We start from the raw sequence: 23,278 nt of genomic DNA on the forward strand, positions 1-23,278 counted from the left end.
GAAGACGGACGATTCTGGAAGAGCGGAAACAAATTGGTCTTATGATCGACTTACAACACCCGAGCGACAGCGCGGCTCCAACCTTCGGTCAACTCCGCGACTTCACGCGCGTCACGGGTCGGAGAGAACTGACGCGTTGGACGGGGCATGCTACGCAGGGCGTTTAGTGAAGCCGCGGGGTCAGCCCCGGACAGGCCTAGACCGACCATCCCGGCCATGGCGGCGCCGAGCGCAGAGGACTGCGGCGTTCCCGAGACATGGACTTCCAGCCGGGTGATGTCGGCCACCATCTGCATCAACAGCCCATTGCGGGTCGGGCCGCCATCGACATTGAGCGAACGGGGCGCGACCCCGCTGGACTGCATCATCCCGAGCACGTCGTTTACTTGGTAGGCGATGGACTCAAGCGCAGCACGGACGACGTGCGCCCGATTGGTGTAGGCCGTCATGCCAACGATCGCCCCCCTTGCGTCGGGGCGCCAATAGGGGGCGCTCAGACCGGCGAACGCCGGAACCAGGTAGACTCCGCCGCAGTCCGCTACGCTAGACGCAATCTGCTCGGACTCTCCCGCGCTAGCGATTAAGCCCAACTGGTCCTTGAGCCAGGACAGCGTCGCCGCCGAGTTGCTGATGAGCCCTTCCCAAGCGTAGGTCGGCTTGCCATCGAGCACCCAGGCCAGCGCAGCGACGGCGCCGTTGTCCGGGAGCCGCGGCTCTGGGCCGATGTTCAACAGCACCGATGTGCCGGTGCCAAACGTGGCTTTGGCGTCCCCCGGCGAAAAGCAGCGTTGTGAGAAAAGCGACGCCTGCGAGTCTCCCATCACCCCACAGATCGGCGCCGGCGACTGCAAGGCGCCCGCGAAGTCACTGGCGCCAAAGTGTTCGCAACTTTCGCGAACGCCAGCCAGGGCGCAGGGTGGAACGCCGAACAACCCGCAAAGTTCGGGATCCCATGCCAGCGTCTTGATGTTGAACAGAAGGGTGCGGCTAGCGTTCGTGTGGTCGGTCGCAAATATCCGCCCGGCGGTAAGGCGGTAGATCAGGTACGTATCGATCGTCCCGACTAGCGCCTCGCGGCTGCGAAGCTTGTTGGCGATGCCGGGACGCTCGCGGACGAGCCACGCAAGCTTCGAAGCAGAAAAATACGCGTCAAGCTTGAGGCCCGTCCGATCTTGAACAGAGGCCTCATGCCCGGCGTCCCTAAGCTCTTGACAGATCGCGTCGCTGCGGCGGCACTGCCACACGATGGCTGGCGTTAGCGGTTCACCGGTCGCCCGATCGAAGACGACGACCGTCTCGCGCTGGTTCGTGATGCTAACGCACTGCAGCCCTTGCAAGTGCTCCGTGTCGCGGTCGCACAAGCGTCGTACGACCAGCAGGACGTTCTGCCAGATCTCTTCACAGTCGTGCTCCACCCAACCCGGGCGTGGGTAGTGCTGGGCGTGTGGGAGCGATTCCGAATCGATCACCGCGCCGTCCATGCCAAACAGCAGCGCTTTGGTCGCCGACGTGCTCTGGTCGATGGCCAGGATACACTTCATCGTACGGCCTCCGCGCCTTCACATGCGCCTACTGCCGCGGCACAGATCCCTTCCATCGAGATCCCGTAGTGACGGAAGATGTCGGCCTGACTGCCTGTGACCGTGTCCTCGTCCGGCAGACCCATGATCTTCAACAGCGGCGCGCCGCCCGCCTGCGCCAGCACGCCGGCGACCGCTTCCCCAAGCCCGCCGTGAACCGAGTGTTCTTCTGCGGTAACGATTGCGCGGCAGGAGCGGGTCGCGTCGAGCACAGCCTCGACGTCGAGCGGCTTGACGGTGTGCATGCTGAGCACGCGGCAGCTAAGCCCTGACTCTGCTTCTAGCTTTGCGGCGGCCAGCAGACAGTGCACAACCGTTTCGCCCGTGCCGATCAGGGCGACCTCATCCCCCTCTCGCAACGTCGCGGCTTGGCCCGGGCAGAAACCGCCGGTGGACCGCGGGAGGCCGTACATCTTTGCCTTGCCGAATCGAAGGTAGACCGGCCTATCGTGCTCGGCGGCCCATTTCACGGCCTCGGAGGTCTCGTAGTTGTCTGCCGGCGCCAGGATTGTAATGTTGTGGATCGCCCGCAGCGCGGCGAAGTCGTGTAGGGAATGGTGGGTGCTTCCCAAGGCGCCGTAGCTGACCCCGGCGCTGATGCCGACAAGCGTTGCGGGGACATTTGAGTAGCAGACGTCGTTCTTGATCTGCTCGAGCGCCCGAGCCGTGAGAAAGCAGGCGGGCGACACGGCGAAGGCGCGTTTCCCGACCGACGCCAACCCGGCCGCGATTCCGACCAGGTTCTGCTCGGCGATGCCGACCTCGAAGAGCTGCTCCGGCAGCGCCTCGCCAAACGGCTGCAGCTTGCCGCTGCCGCGCGAATCGCTGGTGACAGCCACAACGTTGCGGTCGCCACGGGCCAGGGCCAGGAGCGTGTCGGCGAATACATCCAGGTTCGCCCGCGCCATGGTTAGGCCGAGTCGCACCGCATAGGCCTGGGCTTCGGTTGAGTAGACGCTGGGGGCGGGGGCGCTCATCTCCTGGCCTCCAACAAGGCTTGCTCGGCAGCGGTCAGTTCGCGCATGGCGCCCTCGTACTCGTCCGGGGCCGGCACGCCGTGATGCCACTTCGCGACGTCTTCCATGAAACTGACGCCACGGCCCTTCACTGTGTTGGCGATCACGCAGGTCGGCTTGCCCGACCGGGCCGGCGCCGAAGCAGCGGCCGTGAGCCCGGCGAAATCGTGCCCATCGACCCAGACCACCCCCCAGCCAAAGCTCGCGAACTTCTCGTCGATAGGCTCATTGCTGCAGACGTCGCGCGTCCGCCCAGAGATCTGCAGCGTGTTGTAGTCGATGATCGCGGTGAGGTTATCAAGCCCGTAGTGGGCCGCGGACATGGCCGCTTCCCAGTTAGAGCCTTCGGCCAGCTCACCGTCGCCGATCAGGGTAAACACCCGGAAAGGGGCGTTGTCGCGTTTGCCGCCGAGGGCCATGCCGACGGAGATCGGCAGCCCATGGCCGAGCGCGCCGGTGTTCATCTCGATCCCCGGCGACTTGCGCGTGGGGTGGCCGATGAAGGGGGAGCGGTACTGGCAGAGGGTCTCAAGCCGCTCGATGGGGAAGAAGCCCCGATGGGCGAGAACGACGTACAGCGCCTCGACGGAATGCCCCTTGCTCTGGACGTACCTGTCGCGGTGCGGATCGCCAAAGGTCTCCGGCGAAACCCGCAAGACTCTGTTGTAGAGCACGTTCAGTATATCGACGCACGACAGGCTCCCCCCGGTATGCCCGGCGCCGGCGGCCGAGATGTACTTGAGCACGTCTTGTCGGCAGCGGACGCTGAGCAGTCGCAATTCGTCGTCGGTCAACGCGTTCGATTCGGTCATGAGTGGACGTAGGTCTCCACGTCGAGATAGGTCTCCATCGCCTCGGCAAAAATCGCGGCGGAGTGCGACATCGTCATCACCACATGGTGTTCGAACCCTTCTCGACAGACGCGCTTGAGCAGGTCTTGCAGCCGCGGCACACGGGCCACAGCACGGGTGCCGAACGTATCGAGCGCGTCGTTGGTGAGGTCTCCCTGGCCGACGTAGGCCCGGATTCGCCCTTCGGTATCGGCCGTGGTGAGTCGGCCGTAGGTCAGCGGGCCGGCCGGGGTGCGGCCCTCGAGGGCGCCGTAGGTGTTCTCAACCCCCAACGTGCTGCCCAGGATCGGGGCCGTGCCGATCTTAATGTCTGGGAGGAAGCTCTTCGCCCAGTTGCCGCAGTGAAACAGCGTGCACTTATCGTCGTCGTCGCCGTAGTTATTGTTCCAGTCCACCAGCGCCGCCGGCGAACCGGCCGCAAGCTGCATCGCGTACATCGTCAGCACGCCGGTGACGTCGACCTCGCAGGCGCTCGGCATGTAGTTCTCGCTCATCATGCTCATCAGCGTGCAAACATTGCAGCCGAAGTTCTGCTGCACCGACGTCCAGCACTGGATAGCGGTAGCGTCGAGAGCGTTCTCTCGAATCCAGTCCGCCAGCACCACGCCGATCCTCGCCATCTGAACGAGCTTCTCACTGGGGACGCCGGGCGCGGGGGCGTAGCCGCGTATCTCGTCGAGCTTTGCCTTGACGGCCGGGTCGTCGTCCTTCAGCTTGCCGGCGGACGCAAGGAACTCCGACAGGTCGACCGTAGTTACGCTCACGCCGTAGCGCTCCAGGATCTTTTCGCTATAGCGCACGGTGTTAAAGGCTCCGGGTCGGGCGCCCACGGCGCCAAGCCGGACGCCGCGCAGGCCGTTCACGACGCGGCATACCCCAAGGAAGCGATCGAGGTCTGCACCGAACCCTTCCGAATGGGGGTGCGAAACGTGCTTGGTTGTGAGCGAGAACGGGATTCCTGCTTGCACCAAGTTGTTGCAGACGGAGATCTTGCCGCAGAACGCGTCGCGACGCCGAGCGACCCCGAGCTGTCCGAGGTCGTCTGGGTAGCCCTGTACTAGGACCGGAACGCGAAGCGCCGCCAACTTCAGCGTGTCCGCCACCCCCTTCTCATCGCCGAAGTTGGGGAGCGAGACTAGCACGCCGTCGATCTCATCACGGCGCGCTTTGAAGAGGTCGGCGCATCGACGGGCTTCGGCGTGGGTCTCGACCCCCCCGAGCTTCGTCTCTTCGGGGCCAACCAAGATCGCCTTGACCCCTTTCTCCTCGAGCAGCGACAAAAGGTCTTTCCGCGCTTCCGACACCAACTGGTCTGGAAAGAAATCGCGGTTGCCGATGATCACGCCGAGCGTGGGAGGGCCTTTGGACATGGGTGCTTCCGATCTCTATTGGTGTCCGATCTCTACCCGCAGCGCATGGGCGAAGGGGGTCGGTGGGTCGGAGGGGAGCGTCACTTCAAGCCCCCTCCGAGTCTGCTTCCAGGCGATTGGAGGGTCGCACCCCAAAAGTGAAACGCCCTTGATCGGCACACTTCCCTCTTTCAACGAGCGAACGAGCAGCCTTCCGTTCGCGGGCCATTCCAGTGCGATCGCGTAGAGCAGGTCGCCATTGCGAGTGAAGCGGAAGTCCTCGCCGGTGAACTCAGTCGCCCGGCCGTCGGAAAAGGACCCCGATGCGGCCTCGGTCGGTCCTTCGCCGAAAGTCGTCCAAGGGCGTGTGCCGTAGATGGCTTCGCCGTTTACGGCAAGCCACGCTCCGATCTGGCGGAGCATCCGTTGCTCGATCTCTGGAATGGTCCCGTCCGACTTGGGACCGATGTTCAGAAGCATCACGCCGTTCTTGCTGACGATGTCGGCAAGGTCATCGATAATGCCGCCGACCTCTTTGTACTGATGATCGGCGATGTACCCCCATGAGTTTTTGGAAACAGAGGTGCAGGTCTGCCACAACTCTGGTTGCGGCTCGGCGAACTTTCCGCGTTCGACGTCTAGCACCCCGGTGCCGCGGGGGTACGAGTAGCCTTCCCACTCCTTGAAGTTGATCGCGACCGGCTGCCCCCACTCGGCGCCCCGGTTGTAGTAGTAGGCGGCGAACCGCTTGAGGTAGGGCTGAAAAACGGGTTGGCAGATCCACCAATCGAAGTACACCACGCTGGGCCGATGCTTGTCGACAATCTCGCATGACCGCAGCAGCCAATCGTCCAGGAACGCTTGGTCGGGTTGCTCAGTTTGATTCTCCGAGACTCGCTTGTCGTGCGCCGGGCCGTAGAGCCCCGGCGCGGCGCCCGCACGCACATCCGATTCGACAAGCTTTCCTGGGCCAAAGAACCACCAGTTCTCTGCCCGGTGCGAAGAAGCGCCAAAGACGATCCCCTCCTGCCGGAGGGCTGAGGCCAACTCGCCAATCACGTCGCGGTGCGGACCGTGCTTTGCGGCCGACCAATCGGTGAGGTCGCTGTCGTACATCGCAAAGCCATCGTGATGCTCGGCGACAGGGATCACGTACCGAGCGCCAGACTCCTTGAACAACGCGGCCCACGCCTTGGGGTCGAAGTCTTGCGCCCTAAAGCGTGGGATAAAGTCCTTGTAGCCAAACCGGTCCTGCGGACCGTAGGTCTTCCGATGGTGCTCGTATTCCATCGAGCCTTCCACGTACATGTTCCGCGGGTACCATTCGCTGCCAAAGGCCGGAGTGCAGTAGGGCCCCCAGTGGATGAACAATCCAAACTTTGCGTCCTGGTACCATTCCGGAACGCGGAACTCGTCAAGCGAGTCCCACGTCGGCTGGAAAGGCCCGCGGGCGATCGTCGCGTCGACTCTCGCGAGTCGCTTCTCGACAAAGTCTGCCGTCACCTGCGGGTCGAACGGCGAACCGATCCCGGGGCGTTGCTCGCTGCCGACTCGGATCAGGTACTCGAGTTCCGCCTGCGTAATCTCGATAAGCGTTCCGTGCTTGTGTCCTACAGGAAACGAAGTGCTGCCAGTTACGTCGCGGATTTCGGCAAAGTCCTTGGTGGCCGCCACGCCATACCGCTTCTCGCCGTACGCGTCGTAGTAGATCAGCCACTCGCTTCCGATCTTCGCGACGGTTGGCCCCTCAGAGAGGTGGGCCGTAAAGGGCTCGCTAATCTCCGTCCATGGCCCCAAGGGCGTGTCGCCTTTGGCGACGCGGAGCGCCCGCACTGGCCGGGTGTTGTCTTTGAGCACCAAGCGGTACTCGTCCTCGTAGGCGACGATCGTCGCGTCGATAACACTAAATCCGGGCTCACAGAAGAGCCGCGTCGGTGAGAACGACGAAAAGTCTTCTGTGGTCGTCGCGTACATCCGGTGGTTGTTATCGTGCGACTCCTGGCCGTCGGGGTAGCGTCCCGGGATCGTCGACGCCCAGCAGATGATGAACCGCTTCGAGGACGCGTCGTAGAAAAGTTCCGGCGCCCACACGTTCACCGCGTCGGACTCTTGCTGCATGGCGGGAACGAACTGCTGCGGCGACCAGTGCACCAAGTCGCGGGACCGCGCGTGCCCAAAGCCGGCGTCCCCGCGCCACGCGGTCGTCCAAACTAGATGGAACCACCCATCGGGGCCTCTGGCGAGGCTCGGGTCGCGCATCAGTTTTCCGGCGCCGACCTGGGGTCTCAGAAAGACGCCGGGGATCCTCTCCCAGGTCAGCCCGTCACGGCTGGAGAGGAGCCGCAGACCCGCGTCGGCTGGTTCCTCAAACGACGTGAACAAGTAGACGGGTTGAACGACATCGCTGCTAGGCGGAGCGGCGGCCGTGAAGGACGCCATACCAAGCAGGCAGCCCAGCCAAGCGGCGCTCACCCAAGACCGGGCCGCCCTACCCCTGCAGCTTCGGCCCGGGCAAGAAACCGCCATACTCAAACCGCGCTGGATGAAGAGTGATTGCGAGGCAGCCCAAGGCTGCCCCGATGCCGCTACTGAATCGGATCGTGCTCCTTCTCTCGACCGGTGTCCGCCCCGTTGCGCCGCGCGGCGGCGTTCCATGCTTCTGGATCGACGTCGAATGCGATTGTATGCACCGAACCGTCGCAGAATGCCATGTTCACCGCCGTATGCGGAGCGCCAAAGAGCGTGTCGCCATCGGACTTGGCAGTGGCGTTCGGCGAGGGCTCGTCCTGCCGGGGCAGAGCGGTTTGACTGCCAACCCGGATAGAATCGATGTCGTAGCCAACGTACATCGAGTTGTCGTCGCCGACATGATCGCCCGTTGTGTAGCGGTCGGTGTTGAGGAACTTCTCGCCGAGCAGCAGCGTCTTGGAAGAGCCGTCCGTAATCCTGCGCATCTGGACGCCCTGACGGTAACCGACGACCCCGTCGAACTGCTTCATTCCGGCAACGCTAGTGTTCCAGGCACAGTTGGGGTATTGAAAGTAACAACTAGCAGGCGGCCCCTGCCCACGGCCGATCATCCCACCGCCGCCGTTGGCCGCGTAGTCGGTTTTGGCGTACAAGCCGCTCGGCGACGGATCGGCGTTGTGCGGCGCTTGGTTTGGCTTTCCGCTGGAGTCCAACGACGGAAGCGGCGCGGGCGCCCTACGCGACGGGCAGTAGAACGGAGCCAGCGGGATGCCCATCGCTTGGCCGATGAGCGCCCGCTTCTGAGCGTCGGCGATGCTGCCGCCCGTGCCGCCCAAGCTGGCCGCGGCGGATTCTTCAATAAACGGCGAGATGGCGTAAATCCATCCACCGGGCTGTGCTGGGCCGTTGCCCCGATCGGGATCGGCAGTCCAGTAGAACCCCCAGCCGCCAGCGGGGAATGTCTTAAACGTGCTCTCGTGATTGAGACATGCGAGCGCCAGTTGCTTCAACTGGCTCTTGCACTGTGTCCGCCGCGCGGCCTCCCGCGCGGCCTGCACCGCCGGAAGCAGCAGGGCTACCAGGATGCCAATGATCGCGATGACGACCAGTAGCTCAACTAAGGTAAAACCCAGACGTGGCTGAGAGTTATTCGATCGGTCGTGTCGCGTCATGGCGAGATGACTCCGGATGCGATAAGAGAGAAGATACGGCGCATCGTGCCCTCAAACCAAGGCGAAGAGATGCGTACTCGATTGTTCAACGTAGCGTCTTGCTAGGATCAACGTGGCCGCAGAGAGCCCTGTTTCAAGACACTCGGCGAAGCGAGAATCTTTGGGCATCCTCGCCCGACAATGCGTGTGCGGCGTGCTCGGCGCCGGTCGCCACCCTGGTCTGTTCTCTGTAGTCCGATGGCGACAACCCTTCTTCTTTGAGAAACAAGAGTCGCATCCGTTCGCGGCTAGGAAATCCCGCTACGAACGAGATCGTCTTCACCAGCATGTCCGTCTCCGAAAGCAACTGCTTTGCGCGACTTATGCGGCACAGATTGATCTCTTCCAGCACAGAACGCCCGAGGCACGCCGCGAACCTGCGGTCCAACGTGCGACGAGTCACCGGCAGTTGCTGGGCGACTTCATTGACGTTCAGCGGGGCGTGCTGGAGACCATTCCAGATAATCTCCAGTGCCTTGGCGACAATCTCGTCTTGCTCTTCCTCCCGAGAGTGCGAATCAAACTGTGGCAAGCGGTCCATCGAAGGAACGCCCTGAGACGTCGGAGGCGAAGGGTCGCCCGAAGGGTAGCGGCGAAGACCGCGGTCGCGGTCGGCCGGGGCCAATATGGCGGGTGAGACCGTACGAGCGCGTGAGTAGGGCGATGCGTGGCGCGTCTCGCGACCAGGCGTACGGGAAACGCTGTGAAATGCAGGTGAAACGGTTGAGATCATGAGTTGCCTCGGAAGAGAAGGTTCGTCGCGGCGCCAGCCCGTCCGTGGCCGTGAAGGGGGCGGCTCCACAACAATTGCGCCGCAGCCCCACGCTGCCCCTTCATTTGACAATTGCAAAATCGGGTCGTCAACAACCGCGTAGATCCCGATTTTGCAAACGGACGGACATTCCTCGCAACCGGTTCGAGAGTAGGTCTGGCCTCGGAGTGGCCGCTCGCTGAGCGGAGTGGAAAGTCGGCTTCGGCGGCGCTAACTTGAACAACTCACGTCCACCCCAACTCAAGATCAACCACAAAGGCCACGGCGCAAAATACGTACGAAGGGATCGCGACCGACCGATCATCGATGGCAAGTTCGACCCGAGATTCGCCTCCGTCCCTTGGTTATCGGACATTCTCCTCTTTGCTCTTCGTGTCCTTGGTGGTTGGTTTCTACGTGGGTGCACGTGTTCTCGATCCAGTGGCGAGCACGCCAAACGAAACCGCACCGCTCTACGCCACTGTCTGTCACGATCGAGAGAGCCAGCCGACCATCGGCTGTCTTGATTAGGGGCGCATTGCCAACGGTCCGCTGCTCGGGCGCGCCCGTATACTAGTGCTGGGCCTCTCTTCCGCTGGTAATTGCAGGCGACCGACGCCACTAGGTGCGCGTTGCTCAGGGGCGTTCGGTCCGGTTTCGCTGTAGGGAATTCTCCACACTCGGCGCGAGCTCACTTGAATCCGATGGCTCCATTGATAAAGCAAGAACGCGGCGCACAACGGCGACTCTACGTCGCCGTTCTGACCTACGTTCTGACCCCCGCCATAGCCGCGTTGGTCAGCTTGGGGGCCCATGCTTCAGGTGAGCCGGTGCGTAGCGAGTTCCTTTACGAGGTCGCGCCGTATCCCTCCTGCCACGCCTCGACAATCGTCGAGTCTGGCGGCGGCCTCGTCGCTGCCTGGTTCGGAGGGACACACGAGCGCCACCCCGATGTAGGCGTCTGGGTATCACGCAAGGCGAAGGAGAAATGGAGCCGGCCGGTTGAAGTCGCCAATGGAGTGATAAATGACGAGACTCGGCTCCCGTGCTGGAACCCGGTCCTCTTTCAGCCGAACGAGGGACCGCTGATGCTCTTCTACAAGGTGGGGCCGACTCCGCGGGACTGGTGGGGGATGCTCAAGGTTTCCACGGACCATGGACGCACTTGGTCGGCCGCCAGGCGGCTGCCCGAGGGTATGGTTGGCCCCGTCAAGAACAAACCAATCGAGCTGGCAGGCGGCACGCTGCTCTGCCCTGCAAGCAGCGAAGACCAGGGGTGGCGGGTCCACTTCGAGTTCACCGACGCAACGGGCGAACGGTGGCGTCGCACCGGGCCGGTGAACGAACCGGCGAAGATCCTCGCAATCCAGCCGAGCATCCTGACCCACGCCGATGGTCGCCTGCAAGCGATCGGAAGGACGCGTTCTAGCGGCGTCTTCAGCATCTGGTCCGACGATCGCGGCGAATCGTGGGGAGAGATGGATCGCCTCGACCTCCCCAACCCGAGTTCGGGGACTGATGCGGTCACGTTGTCCGATGGCCGGCACCTGCTGGTCTACAACCACAGCCCAGCGAGCCGGAGCCCGCTCAACGTCGCCCTTTCAACCGACGGCGAGCAGTGGCAGGCGGCGTTGGTGCTGGAAGACGACCCAGACGCCCCTAATGGGTTCTCGTACCCCGCGGTGATTCAATCTAGCGACGGCCTCGTGCACATCACCTACACCTGGAAGCGAGAACGGATCAAGCACGTGGTGGTTGACCCCACCAAGCTCGACCTTGCTCCCATCGTGGATGGGCGATGGCCCGAAGACGTTACCAGCAAATAGGGTACCCGGCCGACGGCACGACCCATGGCAAGACAGAACCCACAGGCCTTCACGCTCGTCGAGTTGCTGATCGTGATCGCCATCATCGGCGTTCTGGTCGCCCTCTTGCTACCAGCGGTTAATGCAGCACGCGAGGCGGCGCGACGCACTCAGTGCAAGAATCAGCTCAAGCAGATCGCCATGGCGATGCTCAACCACGAATCGGCACACGGCTACCTGCCGACCGGCGGGTGGGGCTTCCGCTGGGTGGGGGACGCAGCTTCCGGCTACGGCAAAGACCAGCCCGGAAGCTGGGCCTTTAACATCCTCGAGTACATGGAGCACGGCGCCCAGCGTGTGCTGGCGGGCGACTTTCGCCGCGACCTGGGTTCGCCCGAATCGCAGCACAAGATGATGCAGCTCGTGTCCACCCCCCTGCCCGCGTTCTTGTGTCCTTCGCGACGGGGAGTTCAGGCCTTCCCCTTTATCGACAGCGCTTTCCCCTTCCTGGCCTACAACGCTTTCGCGTGTGAATCGGGGAAATGCAATGTTGCTCGGGGCGACTACCGCGCCAACGCTGGGAACCGGAACCGTGGGGAAGAGATGGGCCCCCCCGCCGGCCTCATCGCCTCGCACAAGTTCAGGTCCGACATCGCCATCAGCGGCGGGTTCTACAACGGGGTCGTCTTCCAATGCAGCAGGGTTCCCTACGCCCGAATCACAGACGGCGCGACGAAGACCGCCCTGGTGGGTGAAAAGTCCATGACCCCCGCGCACTACACCTCGGGGATAAGCTCATCAGACGATCAATGCCTGTTCACCGGGCACGACCAAGACAACCAGGGGTTCACGGCCAGCGGTAGCGACCGGTTTCCCCCGTTGTTGGACACCCGGGCGAGCGCTACCGAGTCGAGGTGGCGTTTCGGAAGCGTCCATCCCGCTGGAGCGAACATGGCGATGTGTGACGGCTCGATCAATACGATCGCGTTCGATATCGATGAGACACAGTTCGCCCTGATGGGGGGGCGGAACGATGGCGATGAGTCCTTCAAGTAGCACCAAGATTCCATGACAGGTTGCTGGCCACTTGTAATCCGTGCGTTACGTACAATCGCCGCTGAGCGGCGGCATTGGATCGCGCTCATCGCTTTGGCGTGCGGCGCTGTTGCGGAAACCTCTCTAGCGACAGGGATCGATTTTAATCGAGACGTGCGGCCGATCCTGTCCGACGCCTGCTTCCACTGCCACGGCCGTGACCCTTCACATCGGGAAGCCGACCTTCGGATCGATCAATGGGAGCCCACGGCGGGCGCCCGTGGGGCCGAATCGGTGGTCGTTCCGGGCGACCCGGACCACAGCGAGCTCATCGCCCGCGTCGCTGCGCACAACGGCGGCTCGCAGATGCCGCCCGCGAGCTCGGGCAAGAAGCTAACGCACGAGCAGATCGGCGTCCTACGGGCGTGGGTCGCCGCTGGCGGAAAGTACGAAAAGCATTGGTCCTTCGTGGCGCCGCGAAGGCGCGCCGTCCCGCGCGTGGGAGACTCAGGCTGGGTGAAGAATCCGATCGACGCGTTTGTCCTGAGCCGTCTCGAAGAGGAGGGGATTAGCCCTTCTCCGCAAGCCGATGCGGCGGCGTTGCTCCGCCGGCTCTCCATCGACCTGATCGGTCTGCCGCCCCAGAACGACGTGATCGCACCGCGGGACGCAATGGACGACCCCGGCCGCTACGATCGATCCGTTGAGGAGCTGCTCGCCTCGCCTCATTTCGGCGAGCGGTGGGGACGGTTGTGGCTGGACGCGGCTCGCTACGCAGACTCCAACGGGTTCGAGAAAGATCACCCACGGGAGGTGTGGTTGTACCGCGACTGGGTCATCGACGCCTTGAATCACGACCTCCCCTACGACCAGTTCATCATTCAGCAAGTCGCGGGAGACTTGCTCCCGGAGAGAAGCCGCGAAGACCTGATCGCGACCGGCTTCTTGCGCAACTCGATGGTGAACGAAGAAGGAGGCATCGACCCAGAGCAGTTCCGAATGGAAGGGCTGTTCGATCGCGTGGACGCCATCGGAAAATCGATCCTTGGGTTGACGGTGCAGTGTGCGCAGTGCCATACGCACAAGTACGACCCCATCAGCCACGCCGAGTACTACGGGATGCTCGCGCTGCTCAACGACAGCTACGAAGCCCAAGCGACTTTCTACCCCGCGAAACAGCAGCAACAGCGGCGTGCCGTCCTCGGCCAGATCCGTCAGATCGAGCAGGGGCTCAAGGACCAGGACCCCGATTGGCGGCGCCGGGTGGCGGAATGGGAATCGACGCTCAGTCGGCCCGATCACCGATGGCAGGTCGTTCGGCCCGAGCTGGACGGAAGCGGGGGACAAAAGCACTACCTCCAGCCCGACGGCTCGGTGCTCGCCGAGGGCTACGCCCCCACGCAGACGACGACGGAGTTCACGATTGTAACCGAGCTTCCGCGTATCGCCGCGGTAAGACTAGAGCTGCTCAACCACCCTACCCTGCCGCACGGAGGCCCGGGCCGGTCGTCCCACGGCACGTGCGCGTTGACGGAGTTTCAAGTTAGTGCCGCGACGCAAGGCGACTCCGAGACGCCAACGCCATGGGAGATTGCAAGGGCCACCGCCGACATAAACCCTCCTCGGAGGTCCCTTGGGGCTGAGTTTGACGACAGCGACCTGGGTTCTAGGTTCACCGGTCCGGTCGACTACGCGATCGACGGCGACGAGAGTACTGCGTGGAGTATCGATATCGGTCCTGGCCGCAGCAATACTCCTAGACAAGCCGTCTTCACGTTGGCCAAGCCAATCGAATTGCCGGGGCCAACTCGGATCACCTTCAAGCTGGTCCAGAAGCACGGCCAGAGCTATCACACGGACATCTACACCAACAATCTGGGGCGGTTCCGCTTCTCCCTTTCTGCCGATCCTAACGCGGCCGCCGATCCGATCCCGGCCGCGGTGGGCGTGCTGCTCGCGAAGAAGCCGGACGAGCGATCGGCCGCCGAGACTGACCAGGTCTTCAGCTATTGGCGCGCCGCGGCGCCGCACTGGAGCGAGGCGAACGCAGCGATCGAGGAGCAGTGGCGTTCACATCCAAGCGGGACCTCACAACTGGTGCTCAAGCGGCTAGAAACGCCCCGGGAAACGCACCGGCTCGACCGCGGCGACTGGCTCAAGCCCGCCGAACGGGTCTCCGGGGGCGTTCCCGAGTTTCTTCACAAGCTCAACGCGCAGCAGCCCGACCGACTCGACTTCGCCCGTTGGTTGGCCGACAGGAGTTCGCCGACCACCGCCCGCGTTATCGTGAACCGCATCTGGCAGGCGTACTTCGGCCGGGGGCTGGTGGAGACGGCCGAGGACTTTGGCGTGCAAGGCGCCCCTCCCACGCACCCGGAGTTGCTCGACTGGCTCGCGGTTGAGTTGATGGACAGCGGCTGGAGCCTGAAGCACATCCACCGTCTCATCGTCCAGTCGGCCACGTATCGGCAGTCGAGTGTGGTCTCCGCGAGTCTGCTGCATAAAGACCCACAAAACCTGCTGCTGGCGCGTGGGGCGCGCTACCGCGTTGACGCCGAGGTCGTCCGTGACCTAGCGTTGTCTGCGAGCGGACTCCTCGAAAGGAAGGTCGGAGGCCCCGGGGTTTACCCGCCCGCGCCTGACTACCTGTTCAAGCCGCCGGCGAGCTATGCCCCGAAGCGGTGGGACTACGATCTCGGGCGGGACAAGTACCGCCGAGCCGTGTACACGTTCCGCTACCGGTCGACCCCTTACCCGGTGTTTCAGACTTTCGACGCCCCCTCCGGCGAGGTTGCCTGCGTCCGCCGCGGCCGCTCGAACACTCCGCTACAAGCGCTCGCCCTGCTCAACGAGGAGCTGTTCTTTGAGTGCGCACAGGAGCTTTCCGCGCTGACGATCAAGAACGCAGGGGCAGACCCGAAAGACCGGATCGAGTTCCTTTTCGATCGCTGCCTCTCTCGACGACCCTCGGCAAACGAACTGGACGTGCTGCAGAAGTTTGTCGCCACGCAGCGCTCTCGATTGGAATCGGGCGAAATCGACGCTGGCGCCCTGGTGGGCGGAAGTAAGGCGGTAGATACTGAAGCCCGCCAATCCTCATCTCATCGCTTGGCGACCCAAGACTTAGCCGCGTGGACCGTCGCCGCCCGGGTCGTTCTCAGTCTGGACGAGGCCATCTCGCGCGAGTGATTCTATGCAGTGCCAAGACCACCTCCACCGCGGCAGCGACCCACGCGAACTCACGCGTCGCTGGTTCCTGCGCGATTGTGGCGTCGGGCTGGGATCGATCGCGCTTGCCGGACCTGCGTTCGGCAACGTCCTGTCAGGCGCGGAACCGCTTGCCCCCAAAGCGTCGCCACACCGTCCCAGAGCGAAGAACGTCATCTTCTTGTTCATGGCGGGCGCCCCCAGCCAGATCGACCTGTTCGACCACAAGCCAGAGCTGGCCCGCCACGACGGCTCCCCGCCCCCCGCAGGGCTCACCAAAGACTACCGTGCTGCGTTCATCAACCCCAACTCGAAGCTGCTGGGGCCGCGATTCAAGTTCAAGCGCTACGGCCAGTGCGGCGCAGAGTTGTCTGAGCTGCTGCCGGGTCTGGGCGGCGTCGCGGACGACATCGCGATCGTCCGGTCGATGCACACGGACGCGTTCAACCACGCGCCGGGCCAACTGCTGATGAGCACCGGCTCGCAGCAGTTCGGCAAGCCGAGCCTGGGGGCTTGGACGCTGTACGGGCTCGGCAGCGAGTCGCAAAGCCTGCCGGGCTTCGTGGTCTTTAGCACCGGCAAGAAGGGTCCGAGCGGGGGCTACGCCAATTGGGGCAGCGGGTACCTACCGACCTACCACCAGGGGGTTCCTTTCCGCACCACCGGCGAACCCGTTCTCTACCTCACGAACCCCCCCGGGGTGGATCGCAGGTTGCAACGGGACTCGTTGGACGCCATCAACCGGCTCAACGGCCAGCGCCTCGACGCCGTGGGCGATCCCGAGATCGCCACCCGGATCAACTCATTCGAGTTGGCGTACCGAATGCAGGCGAGCGCCCCCGAGGCGATGGACCTCTCCGATGAACCGGCACACATCACCGAGATGTACGGCGCAGAGCCGGGCAAGCCATCGTTCGGCACGACATGCCTGCTGGCCCGCCGGCTCGTGGAACGCGGCGTTAGGTTCGTTGAGATCTTCCACGAGGCGTGGGACCAGCACGGCAACCTGGTCAACGACCTCCGGCTCAACTGCCAGCGAACCGACCAGGCCGCCGCCGCGCTCGTCAAAGACCTCAAGCAACGTGGGATGCTCGAGGAAACGCTGGTGATCTGGGGGGGCGAATTTGGCCGCACCCCGATGGTGGAGGGGGGCGATGGCGACGGCCGCGACCATCACCCCAACGCCTTCACGATGTGGATGGCCGGCGGCGGGGTCCGCCCCGGTTTGCAATACGGGCAGACGGACGAATTGGGGTTCAACGTAGCGGCCGACCCGGTACACGTCCGCGACCTGCACGCCACCATCTTGCACCTCTTGGGGTTCGATCACCAACGGCTGACCTACAGCTTCCAGGGCTTGGACCAACGCCTCACCGGCGTCGAGCCGGCTCACGTCGTGAAGGGGTTGCTCGCGTAGGGCGCCACACTTTTCTTTCCATCGGTTTCTCATAGAGCAAGTACCGATTTCAACCCAAAAAGGGGGCCGTAGGCCATGCTTAGCAAAGGCGCATTCTGGACGATCGCGGTGGTAGCCGTCTTGGCGGCCGGGTGGTACCGACTGAACGCGGCGTCGGAGACGACGCCCCTGCCGTCCCCGGCGAAGATCGCCTTCGTCACGGGAGGGTCGGGAGACTACTGGGAGGCCTCTGCGGCCGGCGCGCGGGCAGCCGCCAAAGAGCTCGGCATTGAACTCGACGTACGGATGCCCTCGCAGTCCGAAAACGTCGAGGAACAAATGAAGCTGCTGTCGGCGGTCGGCGCCGGCGGGGTCGACGGCGTGGCCGTCAGCCCACTCGACGCGGAAGGCCAAACGCCGCTGATCAACACCATCGCCAAGGACCGGCCAGTGGTGACTTTCGACTCGGACGCGCCGCTTTCGGCTCGCAACGGCTACGTCGGCACCAGCAACTTTAGCGCAGGGCTCGTGGCCGGGACGCTGGTGAAGAAGGCGCTCCCCGACGGAGGGAAGGTAGTCGTGCTGATCGCGAACCTCACAAAGAACAACCTGATCGACCGCAAGGTGGGGTTCAAGACGCGCATCGACGAGTCGCCCAACCCCGAGGCGGACGCGACCGACCCTCGCTACAAGGTCATCGGCTACCTGGTCGACGACGGCGACGACAAGAAATGCGAAGAGAACATCCGCTCCGCTCTGGCCGAGAACGAAGACCTCGCTTGTTTCGTGGGGATGAACGCCCGTCACGCCCCGATCTTGCTGAGGGTGCTCAAGGAAGATGGATGGCTGAACAAGGTGAGGCTGGTGACCTTCGACACGCTCCCTGAAACCCTCGACGGGATCGAGCAGGGCTACATCAGCGCCACCGTGGCCCAGGACCCTTACAAGTACGGCTACGAAGCGGTGAACATGCTCAACTCGCTCTGCCGAGGAGACGTGCGGTTCATGCCGGTGGTCGGCCGGGGAGCGATCCACGTCAGCGTCGAGCCGATCACGAACGAGACCCTGCCTCAGTTCCGCGAGGCGATGAACACCCGCATGGCCCAATCGAAGGCCGAGGACGCCCCCGCAAAGACCAAGGGATAGCACGGTGAAGGTGCGAACCACTCTCCGAGCATGGCTGGGACTGACGCTGCTGAGCGCGACGCTTGGGCCAACGGCGGCCCAGGAATCGATGGTGACGGCCCAACCCGCAGACGCGCGCCTAGGGCCCCTTGTCCACCTGCGTCAACACGAGTTCCTCTTTGATCCGCCGGCGAGCGTGCTCGAGTGGCAGGAGCGCGCAGACCAAGTGAGGCGCCGGGTGAAGGTAGCCGCGGGCCTTTGGCCAGCGCCCCCACACAAAACGCCCAACGCGGTAGTTCATGGAAGAGTGGATCGAGATGCCTACACGGTAGAGAAGGTCTACCTAGAGAGCTACCCAGGACATTTTGTCACCGGCAACCTCTACCGCCCCAAAGGCGCCGAAGGGCAGCGCCCCGGTGTGCTCTGCCCCTACGGCCACTGGCCGGGGGGCCGGTTTCAATCGTGGGACGACGACGAACTAGAACGGCAGCTCGCCAGCGGCGCAGAGCGGTATGAAGTAGGAGGCCGGCGCCCGATCCAGGCGCGTTGCGTACAACTCGCGCGGATGGGTTGCGTGGTGTTTGTCTACGACATGCTTGGCTACGGCGATAGCCAGCAGATTGCGTTTGCAAGCGTCCACCAACCCTCGCAAGACACCATTGTCGATTCGCCCACCAACTGGGGGTTCTACAGCACGCAAGCAGAACTGCGGATGCAAAGCCCACTGGGGGTGCAGACCTTCAATTCGCAGTGCGCCCTCGACTGGCTCGCGAGCCTGCCCGACGTCGATCCGAAACGGATTGGCGTGACCGGTGGAAGCAGCGGGGCCACCCAAACCTTGATGCTGGGCGCTGTCGACCCCCGCCCAGCGGTTTCGTTCCCGGTGGTGATGGTCTCGACCGCGATGCAGGGGGGGTGCGGCTGCGAGAACGCGTGCGGGCTGCGGGTGGGGACCGGCAACGTCGAATTGGCCGCGTTGTTCGCCCCCAAGCCACTCGGAATGGCGTCTGCCGACGACTGGACGCGGGAGTGCATCACCAAGGGCTTCCCGGAGCTGCAGCGTCTGTACACGCTGCTGGGCAAGCCCGATCGAGTGATGCTGGCCTCGCTCACTCAGTTCCCCCACAACTACAACTACGCCAGCCGGGCCGCCATGTACCCATGGATGAACCGCTGGCTCAAGATCGGCGCCCCCGAACCGATCGTGGAGCGCGACTTCGTCCCTCTTTCCGACGCCCAGATGCACGTATGGGACGCCGAGCACCCGGCGCCGCCGGCCGGACCCGAGGTCGAGCAAGAGCTCCTGCGCACCATCGATGCGATCTCCCAAGAACAACTGGCAAGCCTCGCCCCCCACGACTCGGCGGGCCTAGCGGAGTTCCGTCGCGTGGTCGGGGGCGCCTTTGAGGTGCTGTTGGCGTGGGAGAAGCCCAAGGCGACCCAGATCGAGTTTCAGGAGGCCCAATCCGCTAACCATCCCGACTACCGCCAACGCACCGGCGCGGTGCGCTCCAACTTGAACGGCGCCCGCCTCTCCACCGTTGTGCTGGAGCCCAAAGACTCCCACGGCGATGTCGTGCTGTGGGTCCACAGCGACGGCGAGCAGGGCATTCGTGATGGGGCGGGCGGCCTGCTGCCGGGAGTTCAGCGTCTGCTCGACTGCGGAGTCGCGGTCGTCGCTGCCGATCTGCTCTATCAAGGCGAGCCGCTCACCGAAACCCGCATGGTCGACGAGCGTTGGCCGGTGGCGCCGCTGACCTACGGGTACAATCGAACCGTCCTCGCGCAGCGGGCTTCGGATGTGCTGACGCTAGCGGCTGCCGCGCGCAAGCTGTATGCACCCGGCGCCAAGGTCCACGTCATCTCGACCGGCGGCTCGGCCCCGTACGTCGCGGCAGCCGGGGCGATTGGCGGCGACCTCATCGACTCGATTGCGATCGACACTCAAGGGTTCCGCTTCGTCGACCTCCGAAGCTGGCGCGACCCTCAGTTCCTTCCTGGCGCGGTGAAGTACGGCGATCTACCCGCGTTGCTAGCGCTCGGCGCCCCGCGGCGGCTGCTGCTCGGGGGCGAAGGAGCAGAAGCTCCGCCGCTGGTGAGGGACGCCTACAGCGCCACAAATGCGCAGGCAGAAGTCTCCATGCTCGACGGCGACGCGTTCTCGACCGGCGCTGCCGCTTGGCTGCTTGAGACGCACCCTTAGTCGCAGTCCCCTAGTGGTCGTCTCGATGGTCGATCTCGAAGTCATAGCGGCCGCTCGCGACACGGACGACCAAACGACCGGACCGAACGCCTAGAGGCGTCACACCCTCGGCTCGCTGGATCGGGACGCTAGACTCCGTCACTTGGGCTTCTCCCCGCGCCGGCAAGTAGAGCGTCGCGGTCGCGTTTGGCGGAACCACGACGCGCCAGGCCAGCCCCTGCTTAGTTCTCCGCCATTCGCTCTCGATCCATCCGTAGGGGGAGCGATGGGCCGCGACGACGTAGTCGAGGCCCTCGACGGGCTGGGGCCGCATAAGAATCCGTTTGAACCCGGGCGCCGCCGGGTCGGGGGCGATCCCCGCGAGGTCTTCGTACAGCCACGTCAGCAGGTCGCCGATCAGCATCACGTGGTTGCCGGAGTTCATCGCCGGGTCGGCCGTGTCGCCATTCCACAGCTCCCAGATCGTCGTTGCGCCGCGCGACGCCATGTACCCCCAACTCGGGTAGTCCTCCTGTGCAGCGATCTGGTAGGCAAGGTCCGCCCTGCCGCCACGGGTAAGGGTTTGCAGTAGGTACTGGCCCCCAACGAGCCCGGTGGCGATGTGGCCGTGGTTCACTTTGGTGACGTTGCGCACCAGCCGGTCGAAGACCACCTCACGGCCTGCCGTTGGTACCAAACCGAACGCAAGCGGGATGACGCAGGAAGTCTGAGTCCCATTGCCGTACGCCCCTTCGGCCGGGTCGAAGTAGCGGGCGTTGAGCGCCCGACTGATCTCGCTCGCACGTTCGGCAAACCACGCGGCGTCCGACGGACGGGCGAGCATCTCCGCGTAGCGCTGCATCCGCTCTAGATCGTGGGAAAAGAACGCCGAGGCTAGCAGCGCGGCGTCGGTCTTGCGGGTCGGGTCGTCTGAGTGGATTAGCAGCGGGTCTTCGGGTGGGACACACCAATCGCCGTAGCTGTCGCGTCCGATGAGTCCTTCCTCGACGTACTGGCTCATGTGGCGGATCCAGCCTTGGCTGCTCTGGTACTGACGCTCGATCGGCCGCTTGTCGCCGTACTGCTCGTGCAACATGCCGGGGAGAAGCACCGAGGCGCTCGGCCACACCACGTTGTCGGTGTAGGTCGGCCAGTGGGCAGGGGCGACGTCAGGAAGGCTCCCCGAGGGTTGCTGTGCGTCGCGGATATCGCGCAGCCACTTGGCGTAGAACGCCGCCACGTCAAACATGTAAGACTCGCCCCGGGCGATCTCCAGCCGGTCGCCCAGCCATCCCTGGCGCTCGTCGCGTTGAGGGCAGTCGGTTGGCACGCTGCGGTAGTTCCCTCGGAGCCCCCACACCGCGTTGCGGTAGACCTGATTCAGAATCGGGTTCGAGCACTCAAAGCGTCCGGTCGGCTGAAGATCGTCGTGGGCCACGCGTCCCTCAATCGCGCTGAGCGAAGGCGTGCCGGGATAGCCGGTCACCTCGACGTAGCGGAACCCATGCGTCGTGAAGCGCGGCTCCCAGACTTCCAAGCCGTCTCCCTTGAGCGTGTAAACGTCGGTGGCCTTCGCGGTGCGGAGATTGGCCAACGCCAGGTTCCCGTCGGGCAGAAGTGTTTCTGCGTGCCGGAGACGCACCCGAGCCCCCGCAGGTCCCCGAACCCGCAACCGACACCAGCCAACCATGTTCTGCCCTAGATCGAACACGTACGCCCCAGGGCGGGGTTGATGTACGCGCTTGGGTTGGATGGTTTCGGTAACACGGATCGGTTCGATCATCGGCGCCGACAGCTCACCGGCCGGGTGGCTCAGCACCTCCGCCGGCCGCCAAGCGGTGTCGTTGTAGTCGGCCTCTGACCAGCCCGTGAGCTCCTTGCGGGCGTCGTACTCCTCTCCGTCGTATTCGTTGTTCGCGACGATCGGGCCGTCATCGGTGAGCCTCCAAGAGCCGTCGGAAACCACAACCGTCCTCGATCCATCCGTGTGCTCCACCTCAAGTACGAGTCGAAGCATCGGCGATCCATAGGTCGGCATAGACGCGTAGACCTCGCTTCGCGGAGAGTAGAACCGTCCCGATCCCAGAACGACGCCGATCGCGTTCTCGCCTTCGACCAGGGCGCCGGTGACGTCGCGCGTCACGTACGGGAGGCGTTTTGGGTACTCCATCATCGCCGGTGAGAGCACCTGGTCGCCGATCTTCCGGCCATTGACGTAGAGTTCAGAGAGCCCCAGCCCGCTGTAGGAAACCACCGTGCGGCGGATCGGCTTCGCCAGGTCGACGCGTTTGCGGAGGTAGCGGGCCGCGAGTCGACGGCTCTCGGCGTGACGCACGGGGCCCCATGGCGGCATGCCGACCTGCCCGAGCGTCTCGGCGGCGACCCATCCCGAGTCGTCAAGCCCTGGGGCGTTCCACCCGTGCGCCTCGGCTCTGCTCGTTAACCAAGCGCCGTCGCTAACCACCGTAAACTCGGCGCCGCTTACGAGCCGAGCCCGCAGCCAAGCTACTAGTCCCGAAGGGCTTGGCGCGTCGCCGTCGTTGGTCACGGCCACTGCGATCACGTTCCGGCCCGGCAGGAGCCGGTGCGTCACGTTGAGCTCCTTGGTCGAGCTGGGCCCGCTGCGGCTCCCCAAGTCTCGACCATTGAGAAAGATCGCGACGCGGTCATCGGCCGCGACGCGGAAGACGGCCGAATCGACCTCGCCCTCGTCCGGCACTTCGAACGCCTTGCGAAAGTAGGTGACCCCCGCGGGAGCAGCGACCCCGGGCTCGTCGTCGGGCGCGGCAATCCAACTGGTCCCCGCGAGCGTCTCGATGCGAGTGGGAACCGCGAGCCCAATCCACTCTCCCGGCCAGGGGGAGGAACCAATCCGCCCCGTAAGCCATTCGGCCGGCTCGCTCCAAGCCGAGGGACCGCCCTCGCGGCCCCAAACTCGAACCTTCCAGACGCAACGCTCGTGCGAGGCAAGCAGTCGTCCGGCATACGGCACGAGGACGCTGTCAGACGCGTCCACCCGCCCGCTGTCCCACAGGTCGGCTCGGCCGACCGCGAGCAACTCGGGGGTCGAGGCGGCCACGACCCGGTAGGCGGTCTGTCGCTCGCCGCGCTGGTCGGAAGCGAGCGTCCAGCTCAGCCGTGGCGCCGGCGTCTCGATCCCCTGCGGGTCTAGGAGTTGCTCGCAGCTCAATCGCTCAACGCGGAGGCCGTCAGCGGCGTACGCCGTCCTGTCGCCTGTTCCCGGAAGAAAGGACGCGCAGACAGTCAGGGACGCCAGCCAAGGATGTGCGCGCATTCTCAC

General features: G+C 64.2%; 14 protein-coding genes. 6 read left to right on the plus strand and 8 right to left on the minus strand.

Going from position 1 to position 23,278, the window contains the following annotated elements; genetic code table 11:
- Nucleotides 1-50 precede the first annotated feature (50 nt).
- From Pla175_RS18860 to Pla175_RS18890, 7 genes are all read right to left on the minus strand, one after another.
- Nucleotides 51-1,541 carry an FGGY family carbohydrate kinase gene (locus Pla175_RS18860; protein WP_145288863.1) on the minus strand — a complete coding sequence of 497 codons (1,491 nt, stop codon included), beginning with the start codon at nt 1,539-1,541 and terminating at the stop codon, nt 51-53.
- Nucleotides 1,538-2,557 carry a transketolase family protein gene (locus Pla175_RS18865; protein ID WP_145288867.1) on the minus strand — a complete coding sequence of 340 codons (1,020 nt, stop codon included), beginning with the start codon at nt 2,555-2,557 and terminating at the stop codon, nt 1,538-1,540. The genes Pla175_RS18860 and Pla175_RS18865 overlap by 4 nt, the downstream gene beginning before the upstream one ends.
- Nucleotides 2,554-3,408 (minus strand): transketolase, encoded by an 855-nt coding sequence (locus tag Pla175_RS18870; protein ID WP_145288871.1) that lies wholly within the window; start codon nt 3,406-3,408, stop codon nt 2,554-2,556. The genes Pla175_RS18865 and Pla175_RS18870 overlap by 4 nt, the downstream gene beginning before the upstream one ends.
- Nucleotides 3,405-4,817 (minus strand): L-fucose/L-arabinose isomerase family protein, encoded by a 1,413-nt coding sequence (locus Pla175_RS18875; RefSeq protein WP_145288874.1) that lies wholly within the window; start codon nt 4,815-4,817, stop codon nt 3,405-3,407. Before Pla175_RS18875 ends, Pla175_RS18870 begins: the two co-directional genes overlap by 4 nt.
- A 15-nt stretch (nt 4,818-4,832) precedes the next feature.
- On the minus strand, nt 4,833-7,235 hold the full coding sequence (locus Pla175_RS18880) for an alpha-L-fucosidase (protein WP_231953967.1): 2,403 nt from the start codon (nt 7,233-7,235) through the stop codon (nt 4,833-4,835).
- A 146-nt stretch (nt 7,236-7,381) separates the two neighbouring features.
- On the minus strand, nt 7,382-8,437 hold the full coding sequence (locus Pla175_RS18885) for a DUF1559 family PulG-like putative transporter (protein WP_145288877.1): 1,056 nt from the start codon (nt 8,435-8,437) through the stop codon (nt 7,382-7,384).
- Nucleotides 8,438-8,570: 133 nt separating this feature from the next.
- Nucleotides 8,571-9,017, minus strand: a complete 447-nt coding sequence (locus Pla175_RS18890) for a helix-turn-helix domain-containing protein (RefSeq protein ID WP_197526987.1) — start codon at nt 9,015-9,017, stop codon at nt 8,571-8,573.
- A 914-nt stretch (nt 9,018-9,931) separates the two neighbouring features.
- Between Pla175_RS18890 and Pla175_RS18895 the strand changes: the two genes are divergently transcribed.
- The 6 genes from Pla175_RS18895 (at nt 9,932) to Pla175_RS18920 (ending at nt 19,998) form a co-directional block, all read left to right on the plus strand.
- Nucleotides 9,932-11,053 (plus strand): sialidase family protein, encoded by a 1,122-nt coding sequence (locus Pla175_RS18895; RefSeq protein ID WP_145288884.1) that lies wholly within the window; start codon nt 9,932-9,934, stop codon nt 11,051-11,053.
- A 24-nt stretch (nt 11,054-11,077) separates the two neighbouring features.
- Nucleotides 11,078-12,088, plus strand: a complete 1,011-nt coding sequence (locus Pla175_RS18900) for a DUF1559 family PulG-like putative transporter (RefSeq protein WP_145292166.1) — start codon at nt 11,078-11,080, stop codon at nt 12,086-12,088.
- A 153-nt stretch (nt 12,089-12,241) separates the two neighbouring features.
- A complete protein-coding gene (locus Pla175_RS18905) occupies nt 12,242-15,256 on the plus strand; it encodes a PSD1 and planctomycete cytochrome C domain-containing protein (protein WP_231953968.1) in 3,015 nt (1,004 codons plus the stop codon).
- A 4-nt stretch (nt 15,257-15,260) separates the two neighbouring features.
- Entirely contained in the window at nt 15,261-16,691 is a 1,431-nt protein-coding gene (locus Pla175_RS18910; RefSeq protein WP_145288890.1) for a DUF1501 domain-containing protein, read from the plus strand.
- Between the two features lie 75 nt (nt 16,692-16,766).
- Nucleotides 16,767-17,816 carry a substrate-binding domain-containing protein gene (locus tag Pla175_RS18915; RefSeq protein WP_145288893.1) on the plus strand — a complete coding sequence of 350 codons (1,050 nt, stop codon included), beginning with the start codon at nt 16,767-16,769 and terminating at the stop codon, nt 17,814-17,816.
- An 88-nt stretch (nt 17,817-17,904) separates the two neighbouring features.
- The gene (locus Pla175_RS18920) at nt 17,905-19,998 is read left to right on the plus strand and encodes an alpha/beta hydrolase (RefSeq protein ID WP_231954544.1); all 2,094 of its coding nucleotides are present in this window, start codon (nt 17,905-17,907) and stop codon (nt 19,996-19,998) included.
- A 10-nt stretch (nt 19,999-20,008) separates the two neighbouring features.
- Here the strand turns inward: Pla175_RS18920 and Pla175_RS18925 are convergent, their stop codons facing one another.
- Nucleotides 20,009-23,167 carry a family 78 glycoside hydrolase catalytic domain gene (locus Pla175_RS18925; RefSeq protein WP_197526988.1) on the minus strand — a complete coding sequence of 1,053 codons (3,159 nt, stop codon included), beginning with the start codon at nt 23,165-23,167 and terminating at the stop codon, nt 20,009-20,011.
- Between the last annotated feature and the right edge of the window lie 111 nt (nt 23,168-23,278).

Source organism: Pirellulimonas nuda, from assembly GCF_007750855.1.
GTDB lineage: Bacteria > Planctomycetota > Planctomycetia > Pirellulales > Lacipirellulaceae > Pirellulimonas > Pirellulimonas nuda.